Origin of the sequence: Actinomadura chibensis NBRC 106107, assembly GCF_001552135.1 — a bacterium.
In the GTDB taxonomy this organism is placed as follows: domain Bacteria; phylum Actinomycetota; class Actinomycetes; order Streptosporangiales; family Streptosporangiaceae; genus Spirillospora; species Spirillospora chibensis.
The window spans coordinates 1-17,409 of the sequence record NZ_BCQP01000070.1 but is presented as its reverse complement, the minus strand read 5'-3'; the positions used below and the strand labels follow the sequence as shown (position 1 = coordinate 17,409).

13 protein-coding genes and 2 pseudogenes are annotated in these 17,409 nt (G+C 75.2%); 12 read left to right on the top strand and 3 right to left on the bottom strand.

What is annotated here, in order from left to right; translation table 11 throughout:
• Positions 1 to 7 precede the first annotated feature (7 nt).
• Together ACH01S_RS35505 and ACH01S_RS35500 are read left to right on the top strand one after the other, a co-directional pair.
• The gene (locus ACH01S_RS35505) at positions 8 to 1,342 is read left to right on the top strand and encodes a phenylacetate--CoA ligase family protein (RefSeq protein ID WP_067902548.1); all 1,335 of its coding nucleotides are present in this window, start codon (positions 8 to 10) and stop codon (positions 1,340 to 1,342) included.
• The gene (locus ACH01S_RS35500; RefSeq protein WP_067902544.1) at positions 1,339 to 2,568 is read left to right on the top strand and encodes an aminotransferase class V-fold PLP-dependent enzyme; all 1,230 of its coding nucleotides are present in this window, start codon (positions 1,339 to 1,341) and stop codon (positions 2,566 to 2,568) included. Before ACH01S_RS35505 ends, ACH01S_RS35500 begins: the two co-directional genes overlap by 4 nt.
• A 51-nt stretch (positions 2,569 to 2,619) precedes the next feature.
• On the opposite strand, the gene ACH01S_RS35495 is transcribed toward ACH01S_RS35500, so the two are convergent.
• On the bottom strand, positions 2,620 to 3,318 hold the full coding sequence (locus ACH01S_RS35495; RefSeq protein WP_067902539.1) for a TetR/AcrR family transcriptional regulator: 699 nt from the start codon (positions 3,316 to 3,318) through the stop codon (positions 2,620 to 2,622).
• 202 nt (positions 3,319 to 3,520) lie between these two features.
• Here ACH01S_RS35495 and ACH01S_RS35490 point away from each other — a divergent pair, with 202 nt between their 5' ends.
• Together ACH01S_RS35490 and ACH01S_RS35485 are read left to right on the top strand one after the other, a co-directional pair.
• Entirely contained in the window at positions 3,521 to 4,372 is an 852-nt protein-coding gene (locus tag ACH01S_RS35490; protein WP_083981517.1) for a maleylpyruvate isomerase family mycothiol-dependent enzyme, read from the top strand.
• 39 nt (positions 4,373 to 4,411) lie between these two features.
• Positions 4,412 to 5,374 (top strand): hypothetical protein, encoded by a 963-nt coding sequence (locus ACH01S_RS35485; protein ID WP_083981516.1) that lies wholly within the window; start codon positions 4,412 to 4,414, stop codon positions 5,372 to 5,374.
• A gap of 105 nt (positions 5,375 to 5,479) precedes the next feature.
• Here the strand turns inward: ACH01S_RS35485 and ACH01S_RS35480 are convergent, their stop codons facing one another.
• Positions 5,480 to 5,929 carry a DoxX family protein gene (locus tag ACH01S_RS35480; protein WP_067902536.1) on the bottom strand — a complete coding sequence of 150 codons (450 nt, stop codon included), beginning with the start codon at positions 5,927 to 5,929 and terminating at the stop codon, positions 5,480 to 5,482.
• A 172-nt stretch (positions 5,930 to 6,101) separates the two neighbouring features.
• Here ACH01S_RS35480 and ACH01S_RS35475 point away from each other — a divergent pair, with 172 nt between their 5' ends.
• From ACH01S_RS35475 to ACH01S_RS35455, 7 genes and pseudogenes are all read left to right on the top strand, one after another.
• A complete protein-coding gene (locus tag ACH01S_RS35475) occupies positions 6,102 to 6,674 on the top strand; it encodes a TIGR03086 family metal-binding protein (protein WP_067902531.1) in 573 nt (190 codons plus the stop codon).
• A 573-nt stretch (positions 6,675 to 7,247) separates the two neighbouring features.
• Positions 7,248 to 10,100, top strand: a complete 2,853-nt coding sequence (gene lanL, locus ACH01S_RS35470; protein ID WP_067902526.1) for a class IV lanthionine synthetase LanL — start codon at positions 7,248 to 7,250, stop codon at positions 10,098 to 10,100.
• Entirely contained in the window at positions 10,097 to 11,998 is a 1,902-nt protein-coding gene (locus ACH01S_RS35465) for an alpha/beta hydrolase family protein (protein WP_067902521.1), read from the top strand. The genes lanL and ACH01S_RS35465 overlap by 4 nt, the downstream gene beginning before the upstream one ends.
• A 6-nt stretch (positions 11,999 to 12,004) precedes the next feature.
• Entirely contained in the window at positions 12,005 to 12,157 is a 153-nt protein-coding gene (locus tag ACH01S_RS44685) for a VenA family class IV lanthipeptide (RefSeq protein ID WP_169809416.1), read from the top strand.
• Between the two features lie 228 nt (positions 12,158 to 12,385).
• Positions 12,386 to 13,195: pseudogene (locus ACH01S_RS46915) on the top strand (ABC transporter transmembrane domain-containing protein); the annotation flags it as partial.
• A 9-nt stretch (positions 13,196 to 13,204) separates the two neighbouring features.
• Positions 13,205 to 14,101, top strand: a complete 897-nt coding sequence (locus tag ACH01S_RS46910; protein ID WP_425458334.1) for an ATP-binding cassette domain-containing protein — start codon at positions 13,205 to 13,207, stop codon at positions 14,099 to 14,101.
• The gene (locus ACH01S_RS35455; protein ID WP_067902508.1) at positions 14,098 to 15,804 is read left to right on the top strand and encodes an ATP-binding cassette domain-containing protein; all 1,707 of its coding nucleotides are present in this window, start codon (positions 14,098 to 14,100) and stop codon (positions 15,802 to 15,804) included. Before ACH01S_RS46910 ends, ACH01S_RS35455 begins: the two co-directional genes overlap by 4 nt.
• Positions 15,805 to 15,831: 27 nt before the next feature.
• Here ACH01S_RS35455 and ACH01S_RS35450 read toward each other — a convergent pair whose 3' ends face one another.
• Entirely contained in the window at positions 15,832 to 16,161 is a 330-nt protein-coding gene (locus ACH01S_RS35450; RefSeq protein ID WP_067902506.1) for a plasmid stabilization protein, read from the bottom strand.
• An 867-nt stretch (positions 16,162 to 17,028) separates the two neighbouring features.
• Between ACH01S_RS35450 and ACH01S_RS35445 the strand changes: the two are divergent.
• Positions 17,029 to 17,409, top strand: a pseudogene (locus ACH01S_RS35445) (M4 family metallopeptidase); the annotation flags it as partial.

Below are 17,409 nucleotides of genomic sequence, written 5' to 3'. Positions count from 1 at the left end.
GATATCGGTGGCCGAATACTCCGTTCTGCAACGCCGCGGACCGGCGTTCGACGCGGCCGCCTTCGCGGGCGCGGTCGCGGACTTGGAGTTCGCCCGCGCGCGGGTTCCGTTCTTTCGACGGGAAGGGCGCGGGCACGGCCCCGCGCGGATCGACGGGCCGGACGATTGGGCGCGCGTCCCGCTCACCCGCCGCGCCGACTATCGCGCCGATTTCCCGCGCGGGGTGCTCGCGCGGGGCCGGACCCTGGGCGAGCCGGGAACCCTCGTCCGGGGGAGCGGCGGAGTGGGCGGCGACCGGGTCACGACCGCCGTGCGCGCCGGCCTCCTGGCCGCGCGGCGGGCCGTGACGCTGGCCGCCCACCCGCCGCTCCGGGAGGCGGTCCTCGGCGGCGCGTCCGGGCGGTCGGCCCGGTACACCGCCCCGGAGTGCTCGGGCGTCGAGTGCGCCAGCCCCTACACCCCGGTGGAGCAGCGGACGCTCGCCGACGGGACGCTCGTCCTGCCGTCCACGCCGGACCCGCTCGCCGCCCCCGACGCCCTGCTGGCCCGCGCCGCCGACGAGCTGCGCGCGCACGCCCCCGCGTGGCTGGAGGCGGACGCGACGGCCCTCGCCTTCCTGCTCCGCCGCCTCGCCGCCACGGGACGCGACGCGGCGCCGCCGGTCGGCGCGATCGTCCTCACCCACACGCCCGCCACCCGCGTGGCGCGCCGCCGGATCGCCGAGCACCGCGGCCCGGCGGTCGTCGCGGAGGCGGTGACGATGTCGGAGTTCGGCTGGCTCGCCGTCGAATGCCCGCTCGGGCGCACGCACCTGAACAACCGGTCCTACTTCGTGGAGCCGCTCGCGGGCGGCGGGCGCCCCGCCGCGCCCGGTGAACTGGCCGAACTGGTGGTGACCAGCGTCGGGGACCGCCTGTCCCCGCACATCAGGTACCGGACGGGCGACCTCTACCGGGTGTGGGACGACCCGTGCCCCTGCGGCTCCGACCTGCCGGTCTGCCACTTCGAGGGACGCTCGGGCACGCTGCTCACCGTCCCCGGACGCCCCGCGCCGATCGGGGCGCGGGAGGTCGACCGCGCCGTCGGCGACTGCCCGGAGCTGGACGCCTACCAGGTCAGCCAGCACCGGGAGGACGAGGTGCGCGTCGAGTACGTCCCGAACGTCAAGGACACGCGGGCGCTGGAGGACGGCCTGGTCGAACGCCTCCGGGCCTTGCTCGGCGGACGGGTCCGGCTGACCGCGTCGGCCGTCCGCTACCTGCCCGCCGGGCCGGACGGCCGCCTCCGCCCCTGCGTCTCCGACCTGCCCGTCCGCCCCCTGGACCAGGAGGACCCAGCATGATCGACACGGGTGCCGTCACCGAGCTGCCGAGGCGCGTCCGCGCCGACTTCCCGATCCTCGGACGCCGCGTGGACGGGCGCGAGCTCGTCTACCTGGACAACGCCGCCACCAGCCTCAAGCCGCGCCCCGTCGTCGACGAGCTGACCCGCTACTACACCGAGGTCAGCGCGAACATCCACCGGGGCAAGCACCGGCTGTCGGAGGCCGCGTCGGCGGACTTCGAGGCGGTGCGCCGCCGGGTCGCGCACTTCGCCGGCGTCCGCGGCGACGAGGTCGTGTTCACGCTGAACACGACGGAGGCGCTGAACCTCGTCGCGTCCGGGCTGCGGCTGGAGTCGGGCGACGTGGTGCTCGTCCCGTTCGACGGGCACCACTCGAACGCGCTGCCGTGGCGGCGGCACGCCCGCGCGCGGCACGTCCCCGTCGACGCCTCGGGACGGGTCGACCTCGACGCCTACGAGAAGCTGCTGCGCGGCCGTCCCCGCGTGGTGGCGCTCAGCCACTGCTCGAACGTGACCGGGGTGTACGCGCCCGTCCAGAAGATGGCGACGATGGCGAAGGAGGCGGGCGCGGTCACGGTCGTGGACGCCGCCCAGTCCGCCCCGCACGGGCGGCTGCACTTCGACGACGTCGACTTCGTCGCCTTCTCCGCCCACAAGATGCTCGGCCCGACCGGCGTGGGCGTCCTGTGCGGGGCGGACGGCGCGCTCTCGCTGCTCGACCCGCCGAACATCGGCGGCGGGACGGTCGACTGGGTCGACACCGAGCGGTACCGGCTGCGCCGCCCGCCGCACCGCCTGGAGGCGGGCACGCCCAACATCGGCGGCGTCTACGGGCTCGGCGCGGCGATCGCCTACCTGGACCGGATCGGCGCCGCCGCCCTCGCCGCGCACGACCGGGCGCTCGCCCGGCGGCAGGCCGCCGAGGCGCTCGCCCGGCCGTACCTGCGGGTCCTCGGGCCCGCGTCGCCGTCCGCCGACCGGTCCGCGACGATCAGCCTCGCGATCCGCGGGGTGCGGAACCTGCGGGAGGTCGCCCGGATCCTCAGCGACTCCTACGGGATCATGTGCCGGTCCGGGCACATGTGCGCGCAGCCGCTGGTCGACCGCTTCACCGACAACGAGGTCCTGCGGATCTCCGCCTACCTCTACAACGACGAGGCCCAGGTCGCGCGGGCGTTCGCCGCGCTGGACGAGATCGTCGAGACCGTCGGCGCCCCCGCCTGACCCGGCCGGAGCCCGGCTCGGTCAGGCGCCGGGCGGTCAGGCGCCCGGCGGTCAGGCGGAGCGGGCGGCGACGCCGCCCTCCTGCAGCGCCAGCGGGCGGATCAGCTCGTCCTCCAGCCGCCGCCCGGACGCCTCGACCGACCGCGCCGCGGCCTCCGGGTCGTCGCCGACGCCGACCATCAGCGACACGAGCTGCGCCTCGAAGCAGGCCTCCGCGTCGTAGGGCGGGATGAGGTAGCCGCCCAGCTCCAGGATGACGAGGCCGTGTGTCGCGCTCCACATCTGGTGCGCGACGAGGCCCGCGTCGTCCGCGCGGAAGCGCCCGGCGGCGAGGCAGCGCTCGGCGCAGGCGGCGACCCGGGTCAGCGTGTACCGCCCGTGCTGCCGGTCCTCCTCGGACAGGCTGAACCCGGCGAGGGACGCGGCGCCGAACATGACCGCGTACAGGTGCGGGTTCTGCATGGCGTTGTGCCGGTAGGCGCGGCCGAGCAGGGCCATGTCGGCCACCGGGTCGGCCGAGGCGCGGATCAGGCTGAAATGGTTCTCCAGCCGCGCGAAACCCTCGTAGACGATTTCCCTCGCCAGTCCGGCCATACCGCCGAAATTGGTGTAGACCGGCATTGTGGAACTGCCCGCCTCGGCCGCTATCCGGCGCGCGGACAATGCTTGCGGGCCCTCTTCGGAAAGCAGTCTCGCGGCGACGTCCAAGAGGAGTGAACGCGCTTCGGGATCGACCTTTCTCGGGCTCATCCGGCAGGCATTCCCTTCCGCGCGCAAACGCTCCCCGCTGCCTTGGCACGGCTCAGCCTAGCGACGCCCGTGTCGATCATCTTCTCCGAGCTTGCGCAGTGCGCCCGGCCGTCTTGACCGCCGCCTCCACGTCGGGTTCCGTCGCTCTCGACAGGCATTCCCGGCGGGGAGCCGCCGCCCGGCGGAGAGGAGCGTGCCGCCCATGGCCGCACCGGTGACGTCCGACCAGCTGGAGTCCGCGCGACGGGCCGTCGAGCGGGCCGCCCGCAGATTCGGCGACCTGCTCGCGGACGTCCCCGACCCCGCCGCGATGGCGACGAGGGACTGGACGGTCGCCGACACGGCCGCGCACGTCGCGACGATCGCGCGGCTCTACACCGCGCTCGTCCGCGGCCCCGCCGAGCCGCTCCCCTTCGACGGCATGGACGGGCTGCGCACGGCCACCGTCGACACCGTCGCCGTCCTCAACGAGGTGATGCTCGACCAGTTCCGCGAACGCGACCCGGGCGCGATCGCCGCCGCGCTGCGCGCGGACGTCGCGGACGTCCTGAAGGCCAGCGCGGACGCGGAGCCGGGCGAGCCGGTCCACTGGCTGGGCGGGGCGCGGGTCCCGATGGCGGGCCTGCTCGCCCACCTGCTGAACGAGATCCAGCTCCACGGCCGCGACATCGCCCGCGCGAGCGGGGCGGACTGGGCCATCCCGCCGGGCGACATCGGCATGTTCTTCGAGCTGTTCGTCGCGGGGATGACCCGCAACGGCCTCGGCCACCTGCTGGACTCGACCGCGCCGCCGCCGCGGCGCCGCGTCGCCGTCGAGTTCCGGTCCAGGTACATGGCGCCGGTCACGATCGTGCTCCAGGACCGCCGCGTCTTCGTCGAGGAACCGGGCGGCGACGTCGACGTCCGGCTGTCGTTCGACCCGCCGGCGCTCAGCCTGATGCTCTTCGGGCGCATCAGCAAGGCGCGCGCCCTCCTCAGCGGGCGGGTGGTGGTCCGGGGACGCCGCCCGTGGCTGCTGCCCGTCTTCATGCGCACGGTCCGCTTCCCCGGATGAGCCGTGCGCCCACCCCCGTCCCCCGACGCGGAGGCCACCGTGACCCGAGCAGCCGAACGACCCTCGCCGATCTCCGTTCCCGAGCCCGCGCCGACGTTCGTCGTCGGCGCCTTCCCCCGCCGGCGCCTGCTGGTCCTCGCGGCCAGCGTCCTCGCGGGATTCCTGCTGACCGTCGTGTGGTCGGCGGAGTTCGTCGACCAGACCATCGGTGACAACGTCGCCGACACCCTCCTCGGCCACCACGCCAAGGGCACGCCCATCGCCGGGACGATGGCGGGCATCGCGTTCGCGCTCGCGTCCGGCGTGGCGGGCACCTTCACCGCCTGCAACATCGCCGTGTTCGGCGCGCTCGCCCCCATGGTCGGACGCCGGTCGAGGCGCGACCGCGTCGTCCAGGCGCTCAAGCCGCTGGGCTGGTTGTCGGCGGGCATGGTCGCCGTGTCGGCGACCTACGGCGCGGTCGTCGGGCTCGTCGGCACCCACATGCCGCAGTTCCAGACGACGACGACCATGGACGGGTGGACCCCGCGCCTGACCCAGGCGATGATCGTGTTCGGGATCATCGGGGTGACGCTGATCTGCCTCGGGCTGTCCGCGCTCGGCCTCGTCCCGGACCCGCTGGCCCGGCTCTCGGCGAAGCACCCGAACGCGCCGATGGTCGTCATGGGCGCGCTCATCGGCGGCTTCCTGGTCGGACGCCCGTTCGCCCTCTTCCGCCAGATGTTCCGGGACGCGGCCGAGAGCCACAACCCGCTCTACGGCGCGGCGGCCTTCAGCCTCCAGTCGCTCGGCAACATCGTGATCCTCTCCGTGCTGTTCCTCGCCGTCGTCCTGCTGGCCGGGAACCGGATCCAGGACTGGCTGGCCGCGCGTCCCGGCCGCGCGTCCGGGATGGTGGCGGCCGCGCTGCTCACCGCGGGCGTGTTCACCGTCCTGTACTGGAACGTGCGGATCCTCGGTTCCCGCGACCTCATCTGGTACCCGAGGGCGCCCTGGACGTAGGCGGCGCCGTCGGCGCGCACAGGCCGAAAGCCGACCAGGCTGCTCCTGGTCGGCTTTCGCGCTGGTCCGGATGCGGCCGGGCTGGGCCGAGCGAGTCGGGTCGGCTCAGCGCCGGAACAGGTCGAGGAGGTCGCGGGCCTTCTCGCGGCGGTTCCAGGCGATCACCGCGAAGACGACGCCGAGCAGGGCCGGGAACGGGGCGACCTCGGGGCTGCCGAGCCCGATGTTGGTGATCACGGCGCCGATCATGACGCCGACCAGCCCGGTCGCGGCGGCGGCGGACAGCCGGGGGATCAGCAGCCCGAGGCCGCCCGCGATCTCGACCGCGCCGGTGAAGTAGCGGAACCACTGGCCCCAGCCGATGTCCTCGAAGAGCTGCACGGCGGTGTGCTCGCCGAACAGCTTCGGCAGGCCGGACGCGACGACCATGAACACGGCCAGCGCGATCTGCGCGCCCCAGAGGACTCGGCTTCGCGCGCGGCCGCGGGGGGAGGCGGTGCGCTCCGGGGCGGCGGCGGGGGACTGGACGGTGGCGGGGGTCTGGGTGGCGGCCATCGTGCTCTCTCCTTCGGTGGGGGTTCTCGCCAAGGCAGACCGGGGGCGTCCGCGAAACTCATCGGTCTTCCGGAGCGAACTTCTGTTCGAATTTCGGAGCGCGGTCGGAGCGGGCGCGGATAGGATCCGCCGGGTATCCCGTCGGCCCCACAGAGCACAGGGGATGTTCGCCATGGCGCTGCCCGACCGTCCGGACGAGAGGCACCGGCAGATCGCCGGGATGTTCACCGACAGGGTCCGCGGCGTGCGGGCGTGGGACGTCCCGTCCCCGGTCGCCGAGTGGACCGCGCGCGACGTCGTCCGGCACCTGACCGGATGGTTCCCGGGGTTCCTGGCGTCCGGCACGGGCATCGAGCTGCCGCACGGCCCCTCGGTGGACGACGACCCCGTCGCCGCCTGGCTGGTCCATTGCGACGGCGTGCAGGCCGTGCTGGACGATCCCGCCACGGCAGACCGGGAATTCAGCAATCCGCACACCGGAAATCTGCCGCTCGACGCCGCGATCGACCAGTTCTACACCGCCGACGTGTTCATGCACACCTGGGATCTCTCCCGGGCCACCGGCCAGGACGACCGGCTCGACCCCGACTTCTGCGCGCGGCTCCTCGGCGGCATGGAGGGAATGGAGGGCGTCCTGCGCTCCTCGGGTCAGTTCGGCGCCCGGGTGGACGTCCCCGCCGACGCGGATATCCAGACCAAACTGATAGGTTTTATAGGTCGCGATCCATTCTGGTCGGCCGACTGAAACGACCTTGGCGTCGCCTCCCGCCCTTTGCTAATGGAGGCGGTCGCCGCGACCTTCGGCGAACCTCGAAAAGGCTTACGGCGTAGGGCCTGCGGGCCTGTCGGGCGGCCGCTCCGGCGCGCCGTCGCGACCCTTTTGACCAGCCTTTCGATCACTTCGCGACGCCGGTTCCTAGCACATCACCAGGTGCCGTGCCAGCGGCGGACGTGGCGGTCTTCGGCCATGACTCGAACCAAAACCGATTCGGAGTCAAATTGGCGAGGACTCCGCCGATCTGCCTGTCGGCAAAGCTGGACATAGCTCACATTCTGGGCTTCTCCCCGGCTTCGCCCGGCTCTGCCGTCACAGTCGTCACTCGACAACTTTCCGCCGAGTAAGATTTTTATTCCGCCGCAGTAAAGATCCTTTGTTAGTCCCCTCTGGCGCTTTTCAGGGAATCGTGGCTACGGTGTCCTCGTTCGCCCCGACTCGCACATTGATCGGTCGAAATGATCGATCGAGAAAAGGGCGGACGGGATCACTTCGCGAGGCCGGCCGAGGCCGGCGGAACGGAAAGAGGGCGGCGAAGTCAGCATGGCGGAATTCAATTTCAGCGTCTTCTCCGGGGCGGCCGCTCCGGAGTCCGGCGACGCCCGCCTGACCGGGGTGCTCGACCGGGCGCTCGCCGCGCTCCCCGGCCCGTCCGGCTGGACGGCGCGCCGCAGCCCCATGTGGCGGCACCTCACCCGCGACGGCGGCGGCTGTCCCGCGCAGGGGTGGAAGCTGCACGTCTCGGCGACGCCCGCGTCGGCCGAGGAGGTGCTCGACCGCGCGCTCGCGGTGCTCCTCGCCGGGAACTCCCCGTTCAAGTTCGCGGCGAGCCACGACCAGGTCGCGGTGCTGAACGCGCGGAACACCTCGCGCGGCCACTCGGGCAAGTTCCTCACCGTCTACCCCGAGAGCGACGCCGAGGCCGTCCGGCTGGCGGCGGAGCTGCACGAGGCGACGGCGGGGCTCGCCGGGCCGCGCATCCTGTCCGACCGCCAGTACGCGCCGGGCAGCCTCGTCCACTACCGGTACGGCGCCTTCGTCGAGGACCGCCGGATCACCAACGACGGGTTCTACGCCTGGGTGATCCTCGACCCCGACGGCAACCCGGTGGAGGACCGGCGCTCCGGCACCTACCAGCCGCCCTCCTGGGTGACGTGCCCCTTCCCCGACCACCGGACGAACGCCGACGCCGCGGGCCCGGCCGCGGACGGCGGCGACGGGCGGGGCGAGATCCTGATCGGGACGCGCTTCGCGGTCCGCGAGGCGATCCGGCACACTAACAAGGGCGGCGTCTACCGCGCGGTCGACACCCGGACGGGCGAGCCGGTCGTGCTCAAGGAGGCGCGCCCGCACGTCGCCGCCGACGAGACCGGGCGGGACATCCGCGACAGCCTCCGGGCGGAGCACCGCGCCCTCACCGCCATCGCGCACCTCGGGGTGGCGCCGCGCCCGGTCGAGCTGTTCACGCAGGGCGGCCACCTGTTCCTCGCGGAGGAGATGGTCCCGGGGACGGCGCTGCGGCAGTGGAGCTCGGACCTGATCGTCCTGCGCGGCTGGGGGGCGCACCTGCCCGCCGCGCTGGAGATGGCGGACCGGCTGACCGGACTCATGATCGCGGCGCACGGCGCCGGGCTGATCGTGCGCGACTTCAACCCGAACAACATCATGGTCCGCCCGGACGGGACGCCCGTCCTCATCGACCTGGAGCTGGCGGTGCCCGCCGACGACATCGAGGGCGCGGCGCTGCGCTCGGGCACCCCCGGGTACTCGGCGCCCGAGCAGATGGACGGGGCGCCCCCGCACGTCACGGCGGACTACTTCAGCCTCGGCGCGACCCTCTGCCACGTGATCACCGCCGGTCCGCCGTACCTGCTGGGGGAGCGTCCGGCGGCGCGTCCGCTGGCCGAGCGGCTCGCGGAGCTGCTGCGCGCCCGCACCCGCGGCCTGAACCTGCCCGCGCCGGTCGTCCCGATGCTGCTCGGGCTGACGGCCGACGACCCCGACCGGCGCTGGACACCGGCCCGGGCCCGCGAAGCGCTGGCGGCCCTCCCGACCAAAATCGAGGCCGCGCCCGCCCCGGCCGCGGGCACCGGCGCGGGTTCGGCGGGGCGCGGGGCCGGGCGCCCGGACGGCCGCCGCGAGCGGCTGCGGGAGCAGGCCCGCCAGGCCGTCGCCGGGATCAGCGGCCACCTCCTCGCCTCCATGACCCCCGGGAACGGCGGCGCCCTCTGGCCCGCGTCGTGCGTCCACGGCGCACCCGATCCGTGCAGCGTCCAGCACGGTGCGGCAGGCGTCCTCGGCGCGCTGGTCCGGTGCCACGAGCTCGCCGCCGTTCCCGGCCTCCCCCCGGCCATCGGCGAGGCGGCCCGCTGGATCCTCGCGCGGCTGGACGACGGCGCCGCGCGTCCGGCCGGGCTGTACTTCGGCGCCGCGGGCGCCGCGTGGGCGGTGCTGGACGCGGGCCTCGCGCTGGACGACCGCGACCTCGTCGACGGCGCCCTCGCCGCCGCGGACCGGCTGCCGTTCGCCGTCCCCGGCCCCGACGTCACCCACGGCACGGCGGGCCTCGGCCTGACCGCGCTGCACCTGTTCGCCCGCACCGGCCGGGAGCGGTACGCCGACCGGGCGGTCGCCGCCGCCGACGCGCTGGTCGGCGGGGTGGAGGCCGCCCCCGGCGGCCCGACCTGGAGCACCCCGGCGCAGCACGAGTCCAAGCTCGCCGGGAAGCGGTTCCACGGGTTCGCGCACGGCGTCGCCGGGGTCGGCTACTTCCTCATCGCCTGCGCCGAGGCGACCGGGCGCGACGACTACCGCGCCCTCGCCGTCGACGTGGGGGAGAGCCTGCTCGACGCCGCGACGATCACCGACCGGGCCGCGATGTGGGGCGCCGGGCACGGCGACGCGCCGACCGCGCCGTTCTGGTGCCACGGCGCGGCCGGGATCGGCGCGTTCCTCGCGCGGCTCGGCGCGGCGACCGGGGACGAGCGGTTCGCCCGGTACGCCGAGCGCGCGGCGCGGGCCGTCCTGGACAACCGCTGGCGCGCCGCGCTCGGGCAGTGCCACGGGCTGTCCGGCAACGGCGACTTCCTGCTCGACATGGCGGCCCTCACCGGCGACGACCGCTACCGCGACGGCGCGTGGCGGCTCGCCGAACTCGTCCTCGCCAACCGGGCGCGGCGCGACGGGCACCTCGTCTTCCCCGACGAGTTCGGCCAGGTGTCGGTGACGTGGGGCGACGGCATGAGCGGCATCCTCGCCTTCCTGCTCCGGCTGCGGCACGGCGCCGCCCGGATGTGGACGGCCGACGCCGCGGCCGACCTTCCCGCCGACGACGCGGACGACGCGGACGACGCGGGCGTCCCGGCGGCGGCGCTCGGCTCCGGGCGGGTCTCGTGAACGCCGCCGCGCCGGGCTTCGTCCCGCCGGACCTGCCGCCGGTCCCGACCCGGTTCGGGTTCGCGTTCTCCGCGGGCGGACGCTGGGCGGCGTGCCTGAGCGCCGTGCTGGACGACGTCACGCTCGAACGCTGGGACCTCGCGTGTCCGGCGCCGGCCCGCCGCGCGCTCGCCGCCACCGCCGACGGGTCCGCCGCCCGCACCGCCGACGGGCCGCTCCTCGCCCGCGACTGCGCCGTGCTCCCGCTGGACGACGGCCGTGTCCTGATCGCGCGGCCCGCGACCGGCGACCACGGGGGACCCACCGGGCACGGGACCGTGCTCGCGGCGGGACCGGCCGGCACGGGCCTGCGGATCACGCGGTCCTGGCCGGTCCCGTCCATGCTCGCCGGGTTCCTCCTCGCCGGTCCCGACCGGGCGGCGCTGCTCGTCGCCGTCGAGGACGAGCGGAACTCGCGGATCTCGCGGCTGACCGCCACCGGGCTCGAACCCGTCCTGCGCATCCCCGGCGTCCTGTCGGGCGGCGTCTTCGTGGATCGCGGGCGCACCCTCGCCCTGGACCACGCCGAGCCGGGACGCCGCACCGACGGCATCCTCGTCGACCTGCGCGAACGCTCCTGGCGCCGGGTCTGGTCGGTGTCCGACACGACGTCCGACGGCATCGCCGCCTACAGCCCGCGCTCGGGGGCGCTGGCCGTCACCACGACGTCGCCGGGCGTCCAGCAGGCGGGGGCGCGGCAGACCGGGCTGCGGTTCCCGGACGGCGGGCCCGTCCGGTTCCCGGAGACGCTGAACCGCTCGTCCCGGCTGAGGACGCCGCTGACCTTCGACCCGAGCGGGCGGCACCTCCTCGTCCGGGAGATCCACGGCGCCGTGGCCCGGCTCGCCGTCTACACCCCGGAGGCGGACCGCGTCACCCCGGTGCCCGGCCCGCGCGGCATGCTGTGGGGGCCCGCCCACTGGGCGGACGACGGCCGGATCCACGTGCGCTTCGCCGCCCCGCACCGCCCGCCGACCCTCGCGACCGCGCCCGGCCCGGTGCCGGGCCCGGCGGGACCGGCCTGGACGCTGGCCCCGGACGCGCCCGGCGCGGGCGGCGGCTGGCGGCGCGCCGAGCTGATGGAGCTGCCCGGACCGGCGGGCCCGATCGAGGCGGTCGTCTACGGCGACCTCGGCGCGCCCCGCCTGGTGCTGGCGCTGCACGGCGGACCGCTCGCGGCCTGGCGGTTCGAGTTCGAGCCGCTGTTCCAGCACCTGGCGGCGGCGGGCGCGGCGGTGATCGCGCCCAACTACCGGGGCAGCACCGGCTACGGCGAGCGGCACCTGCGGCCCGTCCTCGGCGACTGGGGCGGCCCCGACCTGGACGACGTCGTCCACCTCGGCGGGCTCGTCGCCCGCGACCGCGACGACGCGGGGCTGCCGCGCCCGGTCGTGCTCGGCGGCAGCTACGGCGCGTTCCTCGCGCTGCTCGCCGCGTGCCGGTTCCCGGAGCTGTGGTCGGGCTGCGCGGCCCTCGCGCCGTTCACCTCGGCGGACGCCCTGCGGGCCGCCGCGCCCGGGGCGGTCGGCGACCGCGTCGCCCGGCTCAGCCGGATCGCCGCCCGCGGCGAACCCGGACCGGGACGCGACGTGCTGCGCGAATGCGCGTCGCTCACGGCGCCGCTGCTGCTCGTCCACGGCGCGCGGGACGAGGTCGTCCCCGTCGGCCAGTCCCGGGCGCTGCGGCGGCGCCTCCTCGAACTCGGCAGGACCGAAGGAGTCGACTTCGACTACCTGGAGGCCGACGGCGACCACCACGGCGTCGTCCAGGCATGGCCCCCGGTCCTGCGCGAAACGGTGGTCCGCTTCTGCCTCACGGCGGAACGGACCTACGCCATCGACCAGGAAGGGAGGAGGTGAAACACCATGGACACGTTCGACGGCGACCTCGTGGCCGCTCTTCAGGAGCTGCCGGAGACCGACCCGATCGAGATCGACGGCGTCCAGCTCGGCGGCACCTGCGCGTGCACCGGTCTGCTGACGCTGCTCAACACGATCTGCATCGGCGTCACCTGCTAGTACGGCGCATCCCATGCGGCACCCGGGACCCCTGAGAAGACCCCGGCCCGCAGAACCCCGGTCACGGACCGGCAAGAGCCGGTCCGTGACCGGACCCACCTTCGATTCTAGGAAGACTTCCGCCGGAACGGAACGGAGCCGACCAGGGTGGTCCGGAAACCGAGGCTCGTCGCGCCGCCCGGCGGGCCCGCCGGCTCCGCCGTCCTCCGCGCCGGGGGACGGCGGCTGATGCGCGCCGCCGTCCGCCGCTTCCGGGTGCGGATGGCCCTGCTCGCGGCGCTCACCGCGGTCCGCGTCGCGGCGACGCTGACCACGCCGGTGATGCTGGCGCGGGCGATCGACGCCGCGCAGGCGCAGCGCGGCCTCGGCGCGGCGACGGCGGCCTTGGCGGTGACGCTGGGCGTCGCCGTGCTGGCCGACGCGGCGGAGGACGTCCTCGGCGCCTACTGCGGCAGCCACCTCACCGCCTGGCTCCGGCACCGGATGCTCGGCCGCGTCCTGGCCCTCGGGCCGCAGGGCCAGCGGCGGTTCCCCACCGGGGACGTCCTGTCCCGGCTGACCGAGAGCGCGTCGGGACCCGCCGCGTTCCCCGTCCTGCTGCTGGCGGCGGCGGCCGCGATCGCGTCCACGGCCGGCGCGGTCGTCGCGCTCGCCCTCATCGACTGGTGGCTCGCCGCCGCGTTCGCGGCGAGCGTGCCGCCGCTGGTCCTCGCGCTGCGGGTGTTCGTCGTCCAGGCCACCGAGCCGTTCGCGCGCTACCAGGTCTGCCAGGCCGCCATCGCCACCCGGCTGCTGGACGCCCGGCAGGGCATCCGCACGATCCAGGCCAGCGGCACCGCCGACGCCGAGGCCCGGCGGATCCTCGCGCCGCTCCCCGAGCTGCGCGCGGCCGGACGGGAGACGTGGGAGGTGCAGGGCCGGGTGAGCCGGCGGCTGGCGCTGCTCGCCCCGCTCACCCCGGTCGTGGTCGTCGGCGTCGCCGGGGTGCGGCTCGCGACGGGCGACCTCACCACCGGGCAGCTCGTGGCGAGCGCGTCCTACGCCGCGATGGCGGTCGCGTCGGCGTCCCTGTTCGACACCTTCGTCCAACTGCTCAACTGCCAGGTCGGCGCGGGACGGATCGAGGAGGTGCTGGCGGCCGTCCCAGCGGTGCGGCCGCCCGCGCGGCCCCGCCCGCTCCCGGACGGCCCCGGGCGGCTCCGCCTGCGGGGGGTCACCGTCCGGGCCGGGGGCCGCGCCGTCCTGGACGGGCTCGACCTGGACGTGCCGCCCGGCGCCGCCGTCGCCGTCGTCGGCGCGTCGGGCGCCGGGAAGAGCCTGCTCGTGTCGACGATCGGACGGCTCCTCGACCCCGACGACGGGTCCGTGGAGCTCGACGGCGTGCCCGTGACCGCGCTCGCGCTCCCACGGTTGCGGCACGCCGTCGCCTACGCGTTCGAACGTCCCGCGCCGCTCGGCGCCACGGTGCACGACACGATCGCCTACGCCCGTCCGGACGCGACGCGCGCCGAGGTCCGCCGCGCCGCGCGGGCGGCCGCCGCCGACGACTTCGTCCGGGCGCTCCCCGAGGGGTACGACACGCCCCTCGCCGGCGCCCCGTTCTCGGGCGGCGAGCTGCAGCGGCTCGGGCTGGCGCGGGCCGCCCTCGCCGACGCGCGGATCGTCGTCCTCGACGACGCGACGAGCAGCCTCGACACCGCCACCGAGCTGAAGGTGACCGAGGCGCTGCGGCGCGTCCTCGCCGGGCGCACCAGCCTGGTCGTGGCGCGCCGACCGGCCACGGCCGCGCGCGCCGACCTCGTCGCCTGGCTCGACGCGGGCCGGATCCGGGCGCTCGCCCCGCACGCCGAGCTGTGGCCCGACCCCCGCTACCGCGCCGTGTTCGACGCGCGGCCCGCGGCGGACGACGGCGCCGCCGCGCCGGAAGCGGCCGCGGGCGCATGACCGCCCCGCCCGCCGCCCGCCTGCTGCACCGGCACGTCCGCGGGCAGTGGCCCGCCGTGCGGCGGCTCGCCGCCTGGTCGGCGGTGGAGGCCGGGCCGACGTTCGCGTCCGGGCTGCTGCTCGCCCGCGCCGTCGACCACGGCTTCCTCGCCGGGCGGCCGCTGACCGGCCTCGGCTGGCTCGCCGCGCTCGCCGCGCTGCACGTCGCCGGCGCGGTGGCGACCGGCCGGGTCTACCCGTGGCTCGCCGCGACCGTCGAGCCGCTCCGCGACTCCCTGGTCGGCGAGGTCGTGACCGCCGCGCTGCGCCGGATGGCGGCCGGCGCCCCGGACGCGGCGGGCGCCGGGGTCTCGCAGGTCACCGAGCAGGCGGAGGCCGTCAGGGCGCTGCTCGGCGCGGCGCTGCGCAACGTCCGCCAACTGCTGTCGGCGGGCGTCGCCGCGCTCGTCGGGCTGACCCTGCTCGCCCCACGGCTGGCGCTGGTCGTCGGGCTGTCGGTGGCGCTCGGCGTGGCGGTGTTCGGCGCGTTCGTCGGGCTCCAGGTGCGCCGCTACCGGGCCGTCGTGCTGCGCGCGGAGGAGATCGGGGAGAGCGCGGCGGTGGTCGTCCACGGCGTCCGGGACGTCGCCGCCTGCGCCGCCGAGGACCGCGCGGCGGACACCGTCGGCCGGGCCGTCGACGCCCAGGCGCGGGCCCTGCGCGCCTACGCCAGGACGCGGCTCGTCCGCCTGCCCGTGCTCGCGCTCGGCGTCCACCTGCCGCTGCTGGCGCTGCTCCTGCTGTCGCCGTACCTGACCGCGCACCAGGGGTTCACGGCGGGGGACGTCGCGGGCGCGGTCGCCTACCTCGTCACCGGGCTGCAACCGGCCGTGACCGTCCTCGTGGACGCGGGCGGCACGCTGCTGCTCAGCCTCGCCGTGGTGCTCGGACGGCTCGCCGAGGTCTGCGCCGTCCCGCCCGCGGCGGCGCCCGCCGCGCCTCCGGCCGCCGTCGAGTCCTTCGACGTCGAGGCCGAGCGGGTGACGTTCGCCTACTCGCCGCGCGCGGCGCCGGTGATCGAGGACCTGTCCCTCTACGTCCCCGAGGGGACGCACCTGGCCGTGGTCGGCCCGAGCGGCACCGGCAAGTCGACCCTCGCCAACCTCCTCACCGGGCTCCTCACCCCGCAGCGGGGCCGCGTCACCCTGGGCGGCGCCCCCCTCGACCCGGCCCACGCGCGGAGGGCCGTCACCCTCATCCCGCAGGAGAGCTACATCTTCGCCGCGCCGCTGCGCGACAACCTGGCCTACCTGTGCCCGCAGGCGACGAAGGCGCGGCTCGACGACGCCGTCCACGCCGTCGGGCTGGGGGAGACGGTCGAACGGCTCGGCGGGTACGACGCCGAGATCCCGCCGGGCGGCGGGGGCCTCTCGCAGGGGGAGCGCCAGCTCGTCACGCTGGCACGGGCCTACTTGTCACCGGCGCCGGTCCTCGTCCTGGACGAGGCCACGAGCCACCTGCACCCCGCCGCCGAGGCCCGCGCCGAGCGGGCGCTCGCCGACCGGGGCGGCACGCTGATCGTCATCGCGCACCGCATCAGCTCCGCCGAGCGCGCCCACCTGATCCTGCTCCTCGACGGGCCGGACGCCGTCCTCGGCACCCACGAGACGCTGCTGCGCCGCAGCCCCCTGTACGCGGAGCTGGTCGGCCACTGGCACACCTGAGCGCGGCGGCGCGGGCCCGGCCGGGGGTCAGCCGCCGAGCGCCTTCTCCAGCTCCGCCTTCGACATCTTCGAGCGGCCCTCGATCTTCTTCTTCTTGGCCTCGGCGTACAGCTGCTCCTTCGTCCGGCCGCGCGGGCCGGACTTCCCGGACCGGAGCCCGCCGCGGCGCTGCGGGGAGATGTCCTTGGTCGACGTCCCGCTCTTCTGCTTGGCCTCCCCGCTCCGCGCGCGGTTCTTGTTGACGGTGCGCGCGGCGATCTCCTCCGCGCGGCGCGTCCCGGCCCCGCGCTCCTTCTCGGACTTCTTGATGTCCTCGTACTGACGTTCGCGCTTCTTGCTCCACGCCTGCTGCGGCATCTCGGCCTCCTCGGAGTCGCCTGCCCGGATCCCTTCCCCGCCTGCGGATGTGAAACGGAAGGTCATGGCCGCCCCCGCTTCCGGTCAGGGCGGGACCCGCGCGGGGGCGGCGCGGGCCCCCGGGCACTTCCATCATTGCTGGAACGGCGAACTGGCCTGCGGTTTCAAGGGGCCCGCGACCACCGTGTTTCAACTTTTCACTTTGGGCCTCAAGTTCGCCGGTCAAGTTATTCATGGCCCATTCGACCGCCGATCGCGACGGGCGAGCGCTTACCGCGCCGTCGCGGTTCGCCGGGGTGCGCCCAATTCTCAAGATCAATGATCGCGCACGCGCGGGACGGGCCCATTCACGGAACGCGTCCCGCGTCATCGATCACGGCAGAAGCCCGGTTCCCGGATGCTCGGGACCTTGCGTCGTCGCAGGTGAAGGCGCGTTCGCGAGCGTGTTCCGCTGCGCCGCCGCTATCCGGCAGATGTCTCCGGATGACCTGGAACCGGGGCACGGCCGCCAATGCGGACCTGGCCGCATCGCCCCGGACGGGACGCCGTCGCGGCCCTATCGGGCGGGCATTCGAAAATGCCGTAGTTCACGCCCCATAGCGCGAAGCTATGCCGAAGTGGAAGGCCCCCATTCGGATTCGCAGATGTCACTCTCATGTTCGCAAGGCGCAACCCAACCGTCCGCCCGCTCCGGTGCCCGCTCCCGAACACCCCGCGTTTTCACCGTCCGCCGTCAGGATCCGGCCGACTCCCAGCCGGCCCGCGCGTGACATGGGCGCCCGGTCCGCCGGCGGCGGTCGTCGTGCCCTGCGGCCGCCCCAATCCCCCGCGGGGCGGCCTCCCCCATGTCGATGGAGGCATGCAGCAGTGAAACGCAAACATCTCCTGGCCGTCCCCGCGGCCGCCGCCCTCGCGGCGGCCGGTCTGTCGCCGCTGGTCGCGCAGACGCTCCCGAACGCGTCGGCCGCCCCCGACCCGACGCTCGCCGCGCGCGCGACCGCCGAGCGGATCGTCGCCGCCCGCGCCCCCGAGCTGCACCCGAGCGCGAACGACGCCTTCGTCCGCACGCAGGTGATCGGGACGCCCTGGAACCTGAACTACGTGGCCTACGAGCGGACCTACCGCGGGCTGCCCGTGGTCGGCGGCGACTTCGTGGTCGTCACGAACAACAAGGGCGAGGTCCGCGACCTGTCGGTCGCCCAGAAGCAGGCCATCGACGTCGGCATCACGTCGAAGATCGGCCCGGCC

Bases quoted from the DNA above. Each gene is read 5' to 3' on its own strand.
- ACH01S_RS44685 (WP_169809416.1), top strand. From the start codon at position 12,005: ATGGACACGTTCGACGGCGACCTCGTGGCCGCTCTTCAGGAGCTGCCG.
- ACH01S_RS35490 (WP_083981517.1), top strand. From the start codon at position 3,521: ATGGCCGCACCGGTGACGTCCGACCAGCTGGAGTCCGCGCGACGGGCC.
- ACH01S_RS46910 (WP_425458334.1), top strand. From the start codon at position 13,205: ATGGCGGTCGCGTCGGCGTCCCTGTTCGACACCTTCGTCCAACTGCTC.
- ACH01S_RS35450 (WP_067902506.1), bottom strand. From the start codon at position 16,161: ATGCCGCAGCAGGCGTGGAGCAAGAAGCGCGAACGTCAGTACGAGGAC.
- ACH01S_RS35500 (WP_067902544.1), top strand. From the start codon at position 1,339: ATGATCGACACGGGTGCCGTCACCGAGCTGCCGAGGCGCGTCCGCGCC.
- ACH01S_RS35480 (WP_067902536.1), bottom strand. From the start codon at position 5,929: ATGGCCGCCACCCAGACCCCCGCCACCGTCCAGTCCCCCGCCGCCGCC.
- lanL (WP_067902526.1), top strand. From the start codon at position 7,248: ATGGCGGAATTCAATTTCAGCGTCTTCTCCGGGGCGGCCGCTCCGGAG.
- ACH01S_RS35475 (WP_067902531.1), top strand. From the start codon at position 6,102: ATGGCGCTGCCCGACCGTCCGGACGAGAGGCACCGGCAGATCGCCGGG.
- ACH01S_RS35455 (WP_067902508.1), top strand. From the start codon at position 14,098: ATGACCGCCCCGCCCGCCGCCCGCCTGCTGCACCGGCACGTCCGCGGG.
- ACH01S_RS35495 (WP_067902539.1), bottom strand. From the start codon at position 3,318: ATGAGCCCGAGAAAGGTCGATCCCGAAGCGCGTTCACTCCTCTTGGAC.